Raw genomic sequence first — 13,046 nt, forward strand, 5'->3', positions numbered from 1 at the left:
CATATTGAAGTCATATCGACCTCCCACTCGCACCACAAAGTTCAGGCATTTCCCGTAGTGGCGACCTGAACCAGCCCATGAAGTTCAGGTGTTTCCCACAGTAGCGACCTGAACCAGCCCGTGAAGTTCAGGTGTTTCCCACAGTGGCGACCTGAATCGGCCCATGAAGTTCAGGTGTTTCCCACAGTAGCGACTTGAACCAGTTCATGAAGTTCAGGTGTTTCCCACAGTAGCGACCTGAACCAGCCCGAGAAGTTCAGGTGTTTCCCATAGTAGCGACTTGAACCAGCTCATGAAGTTCAGGTGTTTCCCACAGTAGCGATCTGAACCAGCCCGAGAAGTTCAGGTGTTTCCCATATTGAAGTCATATCGACCTCCCACTCACACCACAAAGTTCAGGTATTTCCCATAGTGGCTATCTGAACCAGTCAGGGAAGTTCAGCTGCCCCATATAGAGACCCTATCGACCCCTGGCGCACTACAAAGTTCAGGTATTTCCCATAGTGGCAACCTGAACCAGCCAGGGAAGTTCAGCTATTCCCCATATTGAGGTCATATCAACGGCCTTTCGCGATGGAAGCTGTGCGGTATACCGATGTACCTACGTTTGTGATCTTGAAAGCCCAGGATCATCGTCGGGAAAGGAACGATTCCGCACACCTCATCCATGCGGGCATTCTGGTCAATACAGGATAGAATATACAAAACTTAGCCTATAGAGGGTTGTTAGCTGTTCAGCTAATGATACGATAAGGCCTAAACATTAGCTGAAAAGGCGTTTTTTGCTGTACAGCTAATAATGCTATGGGGGCTAAGGTTATGGAACGTTACTCACATCATTCGGGGTTCGAATTCGAAAGGCAGATGTTGGATGCACTGGTTGAGGCTCTTGCTGGGGCATTCGGCCCTGAAGCCTCGGTGCACAATGCTTCGCACGAGCTTCGTGGGGTTGGGGTTGAGCTTGATGGCATGATCGAGATAAAGGCTCCGAGTAAAACCCTACTGGTATTCGTCGAAGTCAAAAGAGAGGTCTATCCAAGAGACTTAAGAAATGCAGTGTACCAGCTCCACAGGCGCATACGCGACACTCATCATAGTCACGACGCGATTGGATTGCTCGCGGCAGGCGTACTAAGCTCAGGGGCTAAGCAGGAGCTTAGGGAACAGAATATCGCCTCATTCGAACTAGGAGGCAGCCTTTATCTAAAGCACGACGGCTGGCTCATCAATATTGAAAAGCCTTCTCACCGTACCAAAAAGAACACCCAGGGCATTGCTCTTTTCACTGGAGCTCGTGAAAGTGTAATCCACTCGCTTCTGATGAATAGTCATGGGTGGCTAACTGGTAGAGAGCTGGCCGAGCAAGCCGAAACTTCTGCGTACACCTGCTCTCTTGTGTTGCAGGAACTGACGTTACGTGAATGGGTGAAATCTACTGGTGGAGGACCTAGCAAGCGTAGAATGCTCACTCACCCTGATAAGCTTTTGGACGCTTGGTCTGAGCAGTGGCGGCATCGCAAAGAACAGAAGTCGAAGTGGTACACCTTTGTCGAAAATCCCAAACACCTGTTAGCTCATCTGGCAGAACGGATAGACCATCAGAAGGTGGATTATCCGTGGGCGTTCACAGGTGCTGCTGCCGCCAATATTCTTGCACCGTTGCTGACCAGTACTGAAGGAGCGGAGATCATTGTGCCCAAGGGCTACGCGGATAGAATGGCTGACGTGCTAGGCCTGAAGCCAGTCAGCAAAGGGGCAAACGTCACACTTATCGAGCGCGAACCCGCGAGTTTGCTTTACCGGGATGTGAGCCCAAACCACCCTATTTTTTTCGCAAGTCCTTACATTCTGTACTTGGACTTATTGGATGGCCGAGGCCGCAATAAAGAACTGGCGGAACATATCAGAGAACAATTGGAGTCTTTATGGCAACGGGATTGAAGCCTCGTACAGCGGCTGGATATAGTCAAGACGTTACATCGGCGTGCGAGATGACACTGCTCACACTGCTAAGCGCCTTTGGACATCTGAAGGAAACCCTAAGACTTGTCGGCGGCCTGGTTCCTCGTTATCTCACTCCAGAGAACCTACCCGATGTTCCGATGCATGCGGGGACTTCGGACGTGGACATAGTATTAAACCTAGAGGTGCTGGCAGCTGACAACGAATACGCTAGCCTTGCGGATCAGCTAAAAGCTCGGGGCTTCATCAGGTGGGTCGAAGAGGGAAAGCCCGCATCTTGGCGCTGGCGTCGCAAGGTCGATGACCATATAGAAGTAGTCGTTGAACTTCTACGAGATGCCGGTGCAGAGGAACCTGGCAGGACCATCAGCGTCGATGGGGAAAGAGTATCGGCGCTCACCATTAAGCATGCCCGAATCGTCCACGACTGGTATCAGGAGAAGATAGTTTCTGCCCAGCTCCTGGGTGGTGATGGTCTATCAGTGGATACTGTGCGATTTGCGGACGTGCCAGCATTTGTAATTTTGAAAGCTCTGGCTCTGGATCAGCGTCAGGAGAGGAAGGATGCCGCTGACCTAATTCATGTGATCCAATACTCAGGCTCGGTAAAGGAAGTCGCAGCTCTATTCGTTGAACGCATCCGTTCACAACAGCATCAAGAGGCAATGCAAGATGGGTTAGCAGCGTTAGCGAGACGTTTCGGGGACGACGAGCATGGTGAAGGCTATGAGAAGGTGGGGGCTGTTGCCTACGCACGCTTCCACGGTGGAGACAACGAAGATGAGCTTGTTGGTCGTCAGCGTTTTGCCGCAGGGTTAGTCCAAAGCTTACTGGCCGAAGTTGAGAGGCAACGGGTAATATAAGGAAAGTGCGAATAAGTACCTCTTGCGCAAAAACTGAAACTTAGTCATTTAATATCAATTAGTTATGGTGGAGTGTTTTTGTGTCAAGTGACTTGTTAGCACCTTCCCTAGAACTACAAAGCTCAGGTGTTTCCCACAATGTTAACGCTCATAATTCAGCAACTACCTCAGTACTCAACGATAAAATCGCGTGGCATACGTCATAGATCATCTAGCGATACGCTGACCTTATCGAGTAGGGCCATGCGTTCATCGGCGATACGATTAAGCTCAGCGTCTTCGGCTAGTTCTATATAGTAAGCAAAGAGCTCTGGTGGCACGCAGTAGAAGGCTGGTTCGTTGTGCTTGAGGATAGCAACGGCAGAACCATTGCCTTTTTTGACAGTGCCCATGGGGTTGCGTTTCAGTTCGGTAATGCTGGCCGCCGCAGCGGAGAGAATCTGGTAGCTCATGTTCGGTTCCTACTCGTTTTGGCATTAATTATTGTGGGGTTCTAGGGATTTTCCGTCCAAAAACGACAAAGTGCTCTGGAGGCCCCGCCGTCTGTGGCCTCCAGAGGGGTATTACTTTTTTCGAGATCCCTATTTGGGCTCTGTTTGAGTAAGATTTAGTCTTTTTGGGCTAAATCCATGGCATTCGAAGAACGTGTCCAAATCTTGTCCGAGGCAGAACAAGATGAGTTATATGGACCCCCCGCTTTCACCTCCGCCGACCAACGCTTCTTTTTCTCGCTGAACGATAAGGAACTGGCGATCGCTAAAAGCCTCCGTCATCGGGGCCAGCGTTACATGCTGGTGGTACTGCTGGGCTATTTCAAAGCCAAGCCGGTGGTGCTGAATCCCGGCTTTCATCAGATCAAGCAGGACCTCAAATACGTTTATCAAACCGTTCTACCAGGCCCAGGCTGTAGACCCTTTAATCTCACGCCAAAAGAGAACGAACGGATTTACCAACGTGTTTTCCAGCTCTGCAACTACCAGCGCTGGAATGTCAAAGACCATGGAGCGGCGTTGAGAGATTACTTATCCCAGCAAGCCAGAGCCTGGACAGCGCCTAGGCACCTCTTCGATGCGGCCATTGAATATTGTTCGGGGCAGAAGATCGCAATCCCTGCCTACAGCACGCTGCAAAAGATCATCAGTCAGGTGGTGGGAGACGAACAGGAACACATGGCCGCGCACCTTGAGCGTGCAATGTCACGCGGTCTTAAGCAAGCACTGGCGGAGCTCGTGAACGGCACAGGTCCACTGCCGTTCCGACAGTTGCGACAATCGGCTCGTAACTTCACCGGAACCGAGTTGGAGAAAGAACTGATTGTCTATCGCCATATCCAGCATTGGATGCCGGAAGTGGATCTGCTGTTGAGCACGCTATCACTGTCGCAGAAAAATCTGCAACACCTGGCAGAGAAAGTCGACTACTACGGTGCCAAACTGAAACGTCAAACCGTAGGCAGCCAATGGCTGTATTTATTGTGCTATCTTCAAACGCGATGGCAGCAAGCGCTGGAACGTATTGCCGATGGCTTTGTGCATCATGTCAGACAGACCAAACAGAAGGCAAAGGATTATGCGCAGGAAGCGGTGTTTAAGGATTGGCAAAAAGCAGCTAAAAATGTCAGCAAGGCAGCTGAAGTACTGCACCTGTTCATTGATGACAGCATTGATCTGCAACTACCGTTTGCAACAGTAAGACAGCAAGCACTGAGCCTGCTGACCAAAAGGGATCTGGAATCTGTATGTCTCTTCCTGAACGAGCAGCGACGATCGGTCGATGAAGCCATGTGGCAGTACTGCGACGAGAAAGAAAGTCTGCGGAAAGGTTTGCTGCGAGAGTTGTTCCTATGTCTGCGCTTCGAAGGCTGCGACGGCACCCAGCACTTAGCGGCCGCCTTGGCGAAAACACAAAACGAACTCAACGGCCAGGACGCTCAGTTGCAAACTGCCGACACCAGACTCCTTTCCAAAAAATCACGTGAATTCCTGCTGGATGGTGAAGGGAATATCCTGATCGATCGTTATGAGTGGTTCCTCTATCAACAGATTCCTGATCGCCTGAATGGCCAGCTGACGCTGCCTGATATCACTAAATACCGGGCACTCGACGCCGACCTGATCGACGGGGAACATTGGCGAAAAAACAAATATACGCTGCTTCAACAGAGCCATTTTACAAAATTAGCGGAGGAGCCTGAAAAGCTGATCAAACAGATGGCCATGGAATTGGATACCCGTTTGTACGAAGTCGGCGAATATCTTGAACAGGAAGACAACCGGAATATCATCTTGCGTAATCCGCAGGGTAAACGCTTCTGGCGCCTGCCTTCGGCCAGCAAACATCATCTGGTCAACAATCCCTTCTTCCAGCAAATTCCCACAACGGGGATTGCGGATGTACTGCGCATGGTTGATCGTGACACCGGTTTCATTGACTGCTTCGCTCATGTGCTGGGTTCCCAATCCAGAAGCCGTTCCCATGAATATGACCTGTTGGCAATTCTGGTCGGCAATGCAACCAATCAAGGCATTTACGGCATGGCACAGATCTCTGATCGTACCTATGATCAGCTCAGCACTATCCAGGCGAACTATCTTCGCCTGGAAACATTGAATGCTGCTAACGACAACATCAATAACGCGACAGCCAAGCTACCCATCTTCCGGTACTACAACATCCAGGAAGATGTGATCCACGCCAGTGCCGATGGTCAAAAGTTCGAAGCCCGGCGCGAGACCTTCAAAACCCGTTATTCGTCGAAGTACTTTGGCACTCAAAAAGGTGTTTCTGCCATGACCTTGATCGCCAATCACGCTGCGATCAACGCCAGAGTGATCGGCGCCAACGAACATGAATCGCACTACATCTTTGATTTGTTGATGAGCAATACGTCAGACATCATTCCGGATGTGCTCTCAACCGATACCCATGGGGTGAACCATGTGAACTTCGCGTTACTGGATCTGTTCGGATACCAGTTTGCCCCACGCTATGCCCAGGTTGGCAAAGTGATCAATGACATGTTTGATGTCAAGGAAGACAAAGAACACCGAATTCAGCTGTGCTTAAAAAAGCCAATCAATACCCATCGTATTGCGCAGCACTGGGATACCATCCAACGGATTGCAGTATCACTTAAGCAGCGGAAAACAACGCAAGCCACCTTGGTGAGAAAGCTCTCGGAGTACAAGCGCAATCACCCGCTGCTGGAAGCCCTGACGGAATACAATCGCCTGGTGAAAGCGAATTATCTACTGTGCTACATCGATGATGCCAGTTTAAGAAACTATGTTCAGCGCGCGCTGAACCGGGGAGAGGCCTATCACCAACTGCGTCGGGCCGTGAGCAGCGTCAATGGGGATCAGTTCCGGGGCAGTTCAGACGAAGAAATCCAGCTATGGAATGAGTGCGCTCGCCTGGTCACCAATGCCATCGTTTACTTCAACTCCAGGATACTCAGCCAGCTGTTGACCAGCTTCGAATACCAAGGAGATACCAAGAGAATAGATATCGTCAAACAGGCATCCCCTGTGGCCTGGCACAACATTAACCTCAAGGGGACTTACCACTTCGAATTGAGCGAAAAATTGCCAGATCTGGAGGAGCTTATGCGCTCAATCGAGGGATATTTACCCGTCAGCGAAAAGTAATACCCCTCTGGAGGCCACGGACGGCGCGGCCTCCAGAGCACTTTGTCGTTTTTGGACGGAAAATCCCTAGAACCCCAAGAAGGCGAGCGGTGCGCTCCTCAGGGTCTGTGAAGGGCGCACACTAGGGGTCCCGCCGCAACGCCTCCGGACCGAGTGGTCCCGTCTGAAGCCTACGAGGCGGCGACTGAAATCCTGCGGACCGCCGCCAAGCCATTCGCGCTGGCGCATGTGTTGGCTCTCTCTCCTCCATTACACCGTGTGGCCGTAAAGGCGTAGGCGTCGGACCGGTGTGGCCGGGCGGTCGGGTGTTGTGGTAGTTGGACTGCGTGAACTCCCAAGCCGACAACTTTGACGACGACCAGGAAGCGACCGCCGAGGGCATTGCCGACATTGAGGCAGGCCGGACTATCAGCCACGAGGCTGTGAAAGCCTGGCTATTGTCGTGGGGAACGCCGAACGAACTGCCGCCCCCCAAGGTTGGCGATTAGCTGACGGCAACATCGGAAGGCATGTCGCTGAGCTACCCTTTTGGCGGCCCCCAAGCACCTCATGCGACCCCTTTTGGCGTAGGCCGATGCGAGCGTCTCCTTGGAGGCATCGCATGCAGCAAGGCACATTATTCACCCGGCGGACGGTCGAGCGACATTTTCGCAAACATCAAGCTCGCTGCCCGCCGGAATACCGCGAGATCCTCATCGAACGGATTCTGGCCAAACGGTGGACAGAAGCCTCGCTAGGCAAGGTCGTCGGCATTGTGGCCTCAACCTTCGCCCGCCACCAACTTACCGACTACGATCGACTTTTGGCGATCTCCGGTATGGCTCGCGCCGAGGCGCGGTTAATTGTCAGCCGCGAAGTAAGCGACATTCTAGAAAGCTGGCGCAGCACCGCGCTCCCCTAGCCAAATCGGTGGAGCGAGCCGCGCGCACGCTTATCCGCCGGTGCATGGCTATGCACCCCCGCCCCGTCCCAGCGCCCAATGCGCTAGGAGTAGCTTAAGCACTCCGCTGGCATCGTCGAGACATGGATGCCGTCGCTGCAACTCGCGACTAGGAGCTCGGATCTCAGGACGAAGGTCTCCGCGAATGTCCGGTCGATCCGCGCGACGTCCCAGGCGGGCGTTCCCTTGGCGGACATCCACGCCGCAGCGTCGTGCATCAGCCGCACAACCTCGTCGATATCACCCGAGCAGGCGACCCGAACGTTCGGAGGCTCCTCGCTGTCCATTCGCTCCCCTGGCGCGGTATGAACCGCCGCCTCATAGTGCAGTTTGATCCTGACGAGCCCAGCATGTCTGCGCCCACCTTCGCGGAACCTGACCAGGTCCGCTAGCGGGCGGCCGGAAGGTGAATGCTAGGCATGATCTAACCCTCGGTCTCTGGCGTCGCGACTGCGAAATTTCGCGAGGGTTTCCGAGAAGGTGATTGCGCTTCGCAGATCTCCAGGCGCGTGGGTGCGGACGTAGTCAGCGCCATTGCCGATCGCGTGAAGTTCCGCCGCAAGGCTCGCTGGACCCAGATCCTTTACAGGAAGGCCAACGGTGGCGCCCAAGAAGGATTTCCGCGACACCGAGACCAATAGCGGAAGCCCCAACGCCGACTTCAGCTTTTGAAGGTTCGACAGCACGTGCAGCGATGTTTCCGGTGCGGGGCTCAAGAAAAATCCCATCCCCGGATCGAGGATGAGCCGGTCGGCAGCGACCCCGCTCCGTCGCAAGGCGGAAACCCGCGCCTCGAAGAACCGCACAATCTCGTCGAGCGCGTCTTCGGGTCGAAGGTGACCGGTGCGGGTGGCGATGCCATCCCGCTGCGCTGAGTGCATAACCACCAGCCTGCAGTCCGCCTCAGCAATATCGGGATAGAGCGCAGGGTCAGGAAATCCTTGGATATCGTTCAGGTAGCCCACGCCGCGCTTGAGCGCATAGCGCTGGGTTTCCGGTTGGAAGCTGTCGATTGAAACACGGTGCATCTGATCGGACAGGGCGTCTAAGAGCGGCGCAATACGTCTGATCTCATCGGCCGGCGATACAGGCCTCGCGTCCGGATGGCTGGCGGCCGGTCCGACATCCACGACGTCTGATCCGACTCGCAGCATTTCGATCGCCGCGGTGACAGCGCCGGCGGGGTCTAGCCGCCGGCTCTCATCGAAGAAGGAGTCCTCGGTGAGATTCAGAATGCCGAACACCGTCACCATGGCGTCGGCCTCCGCAGCGACTTCCACGATGGGGATCGGGCGAGCAAAAAGGCAGCAATGACGCCGTGGCACATTGGCGACTTCCACGTGGAAGTTTCACCGAGCTGACTCGGCTGGAGCATGGGCTTGGTCATGATGCGGTCCTTCGAGTCGAAAAGCCCGGCAACCGATAATGGCTTCCGGGCAACCTTATATGAAGAAATGTCGCATGAACGGCCGACTATGGCAAACATAAACGCCAATTTGGTAGCAAAAAGCCCGCGCGAGAGTAGCGTCGCAACTGTTTGAGATTCATGATGAAAGGCGTCGCGTTAATGAAGACTCACCGTGGCGCAGCGGCAACGCATCCAACACCCAGCGACGAACAGGCGACCGCCGTCAGGGCGTCAGGTAACGGATCACTGGATCGGCATAGGCGAACGGTGATCGGCCATAGCGCCGGTCCGCAAACGCCCAGGACTTCCAGACCCGGGCGTCGGCGCAGTGGCCCACAAACAGCCACGGCCACCCGCGCATCGCCCGGGCGGTGAGGCCTGATAGTCGATGTCGATCAGCGGCCGAAGCGGTCTCGATCTGCTTGGCGGCGTAGGGCGCGGGATCACCGCCCCAACTGCGCGCGACCTCGTCGCGCAGACCCTGCGACCGCTCGCCGCCGCTGAGCACGGTCATCACCTGACGAACCAGGCCGAAATAGGCCAGCGGGTGAATGGCCTCCAAGTCGGTCCGCGGGACGACGTCGGGCGCGAGCATTTCGCTGAGCCGAAACTCGAACTGTAGCGCCTGGCTCTCGGCCGCCATCACCGGGTGGTCGCGCCGATCGGCGGTGCAGATGTGGCACCAGGGATCGGCGCCCCGATGAGGGACCGCGGGCGCGCCGCAGTCATGGCAGCTGTCGGCCAGCACCAAGCCGTGGCGAGGACAGGTGCTGGCGATCGCCAGGCGCCAGCGACGCCGATAGTAGGGCTCGGCGTCCTCGGTCAGGCAGAGGGGGCACCACTGCTGGCCCGGCCGCCGGCGGGTGCGGTGATGAATGCCCACGGGCAGCAGCCACTGGGTCGCCCCCGTGACCCGGACCTCTTCGAACAACGTGCCGACCCAGGGCCGGAAGGTCGTCAACTCCGCGACCTGCGCATCGACCCCGGTATGCGCGACCAGCCCCTCCATGAGCCGAGGCGGCGCCAGCCCGTCGATGTCGCGATTCCAGATCTGCAGCCCGGGCCAGACGGCGTGACAAAAGCTATGCAGCTTGGCGGAGTTGCCGAGCGCGATCCGCCGCAGCCAACTAGAGAGCAGTTCGTCGGCCTGCGGGCGGGGACGCCAAGGCCACAGACGCAGGTCCGACATCTCAGAGCGGCGGCAGCGAGGCGGCTCTGAGGAGGACGTCCTCCCGCTGCCGCCGAACCGATGGCCTCACATGGTTCAGCGAGCGCAGCAGCGGAAGATCAATGCGCTCTTTCTCTGAGCGGATGGCCATCAGGGCGGCGCGGCGCACCAGATAGGCGATCTCGCGCGTGGTCCCCTCCGACTCGTTGATAATCCAGGTCGCGATCTTGTCATCGGAAAGCCCGGAAGCGTGGCGAAGCGGCAGACAGGTCTCCAGGCTGTTGAGCAGGCCATAGGTCTGTTCGTTATGACCCCAGACCTCGAGTCGATGCGGCTCGAACCGGCGCTCGATCTGCGGGTCCCACCGAAGCGTGCGCAGCGCGGCGATCGTGCCGCACCCGACGATGGTGATGCCGAGGTCATTGCCGAGCAGCTTGATTGTCGCCAGCGCCTCTTCGCGTTGTTTGCGATTGCCCTTCTCGATGTGATGCAATTCGTCGATGACCAGGATCTTGACCCCGCTGGTTCGGAGCAGTCTGAGGACGTCAGGATAAAGGGTGTCGGTGCTCGCGCTCTTGCCGTAGGGCGCGTTGAGTTGCCCAAGGATCCGCACCAGCAGCCCTCGGGCAGAACCGGTCGGCCCCATGCTCACGACCAGCACCGGGACGTTGGCCTTGGACGCCCTCGGATCGTCCGGGAGGTTCTGCAACTTGGCGAAGCGCTTGACGATTTGGCTTTTGCCGATGCCCGACGGCCCCCAGATCAGGATGTGGCTGTCGCCTTCGGTCGGATAATCCTCCAGCGCCTCCTGAAGCCGCTCGGTGATCGCATCGGCGGCGGCGTAGCGGATGAAGACTTTCTGCCGGATCAGGTTGAGCCGCTGGGCGGTGTTGTCCGCCTCAAGCGCCTCGCGGGCGGCCTTGGTGAGGCGGCGGTCCTGCGAGATGAGGATCATTCGTCGATCTCATAAAAGATGTCGCGACGAACCGGAGCCTGCGGCGCTGGCGGTGCGTCTTCGGAGATGGGCGCATGCGGCGTGAGTTCGGCGGTGACTTGTTCGCCGACCCGCCGACGCTCCTGCTTCAAGCGACTCCTGTGTCGCTTCTTCGCGTTCTGTGCGTCCTGCTCCAGCAGGCGTTGGCGCTCCATTGACGCCATGATGGTCGCCATGTCCGGCTTGTCGCCGATTTGGGCGACCAACCGCTTGCGGGTCTCGTTGAACTCCCACACCGACACGTTGGGAAGGGTAATCTGCTCGCAGCGCAGCTCGCAATAGGTCCCCTCGATTGGGTGGAGGAAGTAGATGCGTGAGGCGTCGTAGGGGTTTCGGCGGACGACGAACTTGCGTTGCTCTCCAGCGTCCAGGAACGGCCGCAACACCTCGTCCCAGTATTCGATATTGTCCCAGCGCATGCCGTAGCGCTCGATCGTCCGGTCTTCGATGTCGGCGAAGTCGAGATAGAGCTTCTGCTTGTCAGCGATGATCGGCGGGAGGCCGGCGCCTGCACGCTTCTCGGTGCCATAGATGCCGCGCTCCCAGGCCAGATCCGGGCGCTGCTTGGTCGTGCTGTGCGGCCGGACGTGATACTGGCCGCAGATGAACTCGAGCATCCAGACCTCTAGCTCATCGAGGGTCATCTCGGCCGCCTCGTTCGGATTGCGGGTCTTGACCTTGTCGAAGCCGCGATCACGGGCGGTTGCTGCGGGGAGCAGCCGCATCTGGTCCATCGCCGTGCCCATGAAGCGTTCAATGATGCCGCCGAAATGGACCAGCCCTGGCGGGCGATGCTCCGGCGGCGCGATGCCGTATTCCCTGCACCCATAGAACAGGGCGCGTGACCAAAACTCAGCTGCGTTGTCGAGATAGACGCTATTGGGCGTGCCATACATCGGCCATGGGAGTGGAACGCCGACGCGCTCCAGCCACTCATCCTTGGGCGTCATCACCCGCGTCATGCACTGAGCGACGGTCGAGGCGTTTGGATATTCCCAGGTCAGCACGAACGCGAGGACGGCTCGGGTGCATTCGTCGAGCGCGATAGTGATCCAGGGACGGCCGACATGCTCACGGTCGAAAGCGCTCGCGCAGACCACGTCGACGAGCGTGTGGTCGATCTGGATACGCTCAAGTGGAAACGTCGTTTCGGGCGTCTTGCCTCGGATATGCTCGTATCGCTCACGAGCCACCTTCTTTCCGTACTTCAGGCCGACGCGCTCACGCGCCGGAACGCCGGCGAAGCGGCTTCGCAACGTGTTGTGCGAGGGCGGTATCAAGCCCCGCCGCACGCAGCGGTTTCGAATCTCGGCGAATGCGTGATGGTTCTTGGCCTCCTTGCGATGACGGCTGAACTCCAGCCGCACCTCGGTGATGACTTCCTCGACGCGGAGGTCGAGCCGCAGCCGCCCCCGCCCGCCGCTCCGCCCGCGCGGCAACAGGCAGGTCAGCGCGCCGGTATTTCGGAGGCTTTTGCGGTAGCGGTTAAATTGCCGCTTGCTGGCTCCGAACTCGGCGGCGGCAGCCTCCACGGTCGCGCTGTCGAAACGACCGCCGGCTTCCAGGCGCGCGATGATGTCGCGCCGGCGCTCGGCTTCGGCGACCTGCGCCTCATCCATCGTCGAAATGTCGAGCGGCGCCCCTGGCCCGGGTAGTGCGCGCTTCGCCTCATAGTCGCTTCTGCGATCCAACAACGGCAACCCACGTCTGAGGTCCAATCGGCTGACCGCGGTCGAGGGAGAGTTGGCCTCGCGCGACCATACGGTAGAGCACGGGCAGTAGAGCTTGAGGATTAAGACCTCGTTGTTGCGCCAGCGCGAGAATCTCGCTGATGCGGTAGCTGTCACGTTGTTGCAGGAACGCGACGCAATCCTGCTCGAATTGCACATCGAAAGGCTTGTCGAGGTGGCCTGACAACAACCGGGTGCTGGACAACCATTCGCCGCTCATCATCCGGTCGGTCACCACTCGGAAGATCGTGCCTTCTTGGGGTTCTAGGGATTTTCCGTCCAAATGCGACATTCAGACTGCTAAGTGATTGATTTATTGTGACTGGCTATGTGA

11 protein-coding genes are annotated in these 13,046 nt (G+C 57.0%); 4 read left to right on the forward strand and 7 right to left on the reverse strand.

Annotation, left to right across the window (positions count from 1 at the left end):
• Positions 1–864: 864 nt before the first annotated feature.
• Entirely contained in the window at positions 865–1,941 is a 1,077-nt protein-coding gene (locus OKC43_RS20295) for a type IV toxin-antitoxin system AbiEi family antitoxin (RefSeq protein ID WP_221933462.1), read from the forward strand.
• A gap of 50 nt (positions 1,942–1,991) precedes the next feature.
• Complete coding sequence (locus OKC43_RS20300; protein ID WP_223933913.1) at positions 1,992–2,825, forward strand: hypothetical protein; 834 nt, start codon at positions 1,992–1,994, stop codon at positions 2,823–2,825.
• Between the two features lie 200 nt (positions 2,826–3,025).
• On the opposite strand, the gene OKC43_RS20305 is transcribed toward OKC43_RS20300, so the two are convergent.
• Complete coding sequence (locus OKC43_RS20305) at positions 3,026–3,277, reverse strand: plasmid stabilization protein (protein ID WP_134996526.1); 252 nt, start codon at positions 3,275–3,277, stop codon at positions 3,026–3,028.
• A gap of 177 nt (positions 3,278–3,454) precedes the next feature.
• Here OKC43_RS20305 and OKC43_RS20310 point away from each other — a divergent pair, with 177 nt between their 5' ends.
• Both OKC43_RS20310 and OKC43_RS20315 read left to right on the forward strand, forming a co-directional pair.
• Positions 3,455–6,472 carry a Tn3-like element IS3000 family transposase gene (locus OKC43_RS20310; RefSeq protein ID WP_021740570.1) on the forward strand — a complete coding sequence of 1,006 codons (3,018 nt, stop codon included), beginning with the start codon at positions 3,455–3,457 and terminating at the stop codon, positions 6,470–6,472.
• Positions 6,473–7,073: 601 nt separating this feature from the next.
• On the forward strand, positions 7,074–7,373 hold the full coding sequence (locus OKC43_RS20315; protein ID WP_001183923.1) for a DUF2293 domain-containing protein: 300 nt from the start codon (positions 7,074–7,076) through the stop codon (positions 7,371–7,373).
• Positions 7,374–7,456: 83 nt separating this feature from the next.
• Here the strand turns inward: OKC43_RS20315 and OKC43_RS20320 are convergent, their stop codons facing one another.
• From OKC43_RS20320 to OKC43_RS20350, 6 genes are all read right to left on the reverse strand, one after another.
• A complete protein-coding gene (locus OKC43_RS20320) occupies positions 7,457–7,699 on the reverse strand; it encodes a hypothetical protein (protein ID WP_000376617.1) in 243 nt (80 codons plus the stop codon).
• Between the two features lie 126 nt (positions 7,700–7,825).
• The gene (gene sul1 / locus OKC43_RS20325; protein WP_000259031.1) at positions 7,826–8,665 is read right to left on the reverse strand and encodes a sulfonamide-resistant dihydropteroate synthase Sul1; all 840 of its coding nucleotides are present in this window, start codon (positions 8,663–8,665) and stop codon (positions 7,826–7,828) included.
• 378 nt (positions 8,666–9,043) lie between these two features.
• The gene (locus tag OKC43_RS20335; protein ID WP_015460530.1) at positions 9,044–10,009 is read right to left on the reverse strand and encodes a TniQ family protein; all 966 of its coding nucleotides are present in this window, start codon (positions 10,007–10,009) and stop codon (positions 9,044–9,046) included.
• Between the two features lies 1 nt (position 10,010).
• Positions 10,011–10,943 (reverse strand): TniB family NTP-binding protein, encoded by a 933-nt coding sequence (locus tag OKC43_RS20340; protein WP_015460531.1) that lies wholly within the window; start codon positions 10,941–10,943, stop codon positions 10,011–10,013.
• Positions 10,940–12,673, reverse strand: a complete 1,734-nt coding sequence (locus tag OKC43_RS20345; protein ID WP_157034217.1) for a Mu transposase C-terminal domain-containing protein — start codon at positions 12,671–12,673, stop codon at positions 10,940–10,942. Before OKC43_RS20345 ends, OKC43_RS20340 begins: the two co-directional genes overlap by 4 nt.
• Positions 12,651–13,004 carry a hypothetical protein gene (locus tag OKC43_RS20350; RefSeq protein WP_226798853.1) on the reverse strand — a complete coding sequence of 118 codons (354 nt, stop codon included), beginning with the start codon at positions 13,002–13,004 and terminating at the stop codon, positions 12,651–12,653. Before OKC43_RS20350 ends, OKC43_RS20345 begins: the two co-directional genes overlap by 23 nt.
• Positions 13,005–13,046: the final 42 nt, after the last annotated feature.

Origin of the sequence: Aeromonas sp. Y289-2 (genome assembly GCF_027705925.1) — a bacterium.
Taxonomy (GTDB): Bacteria; Pseudomonadota; Gammaproteobacteria; order Enterobacterales; family Aeromonadaceae; genus Aeromonas; species Aeromonas veronii.

Bases quoted from the DNA above. Each gene is read 5' to 3' on its own strand.
- OKC43_RS20320 (WP_000376617.1), bottom strand. From the start codon at position 7,699: ATGGACAGCGAGGAGCCTCCGAACGTTCGGGTCGCCTGCTCGGGTGAT.
- OKC43_RS20335 (WP_015460530.1), bottom strand. From the start codon at position 10,009: ATGTCGGACCTGCGTCTGTGGCCTTGGCGTCCCCGCCCGCAGGCCGAC.
- OKC43_RS20300 (WP_223933913.1), top strand. From the start codon at position 1,992: ATGACACTGCTCACACTGCTAAGCGCCTTTGGACATCTGAAGGAAACC.
- OKC43_RS20340 (WP_015460531.1), bottom strand. From the start codon at position 10,943: ATGATCCTCATCTCGCAGGACCGCCGCCTCACCAAGGCCGCCCGCGAG.
- OKC43_RS20310 (WP_021740570.1), top strand. From the start codon at position 3,455: ATGGCATTCGAAGAACGTGTCCAAATCTTGTCCGAGGCAGAACAAGAT.
- OKC43_RS20315 (WP_001183923.1), top strand. From the start codon at position 7,074: ATGCAGCAAGGCACATTATTCACCCGGCGGACGGTCGAGCGACATTTT.
- sul1 (WP_000259031.1), bottom strand. From the start codon at position 8,665: ATGGTGACGGTGTTCGGCATTCTGAATCTCACCGAGGACTCCTTCTTC.
- OKC43_RS20295 (WP_221933462.1), top strand. From the start codon at position 865: ATGTTGGATGCACTGGTTGAGGCTCTTGCTGGGGCATTCGGCCCTGAA.
- OKC43_RS20305 (WP_134996526.1), bottom strand. From the start codon at position 3,277: ATGAGCTACCAGATTCTCTCCGCTGCGGCGGCCAGCATTACCGAACTG.
- OKC43_RS20350 (WP_226798853.1), bottom strand. From the start codon at position 13,004: ATGTCGCATTTGGACGGAAAATCCCTAGAACCCCAAGAAGGCACGATC.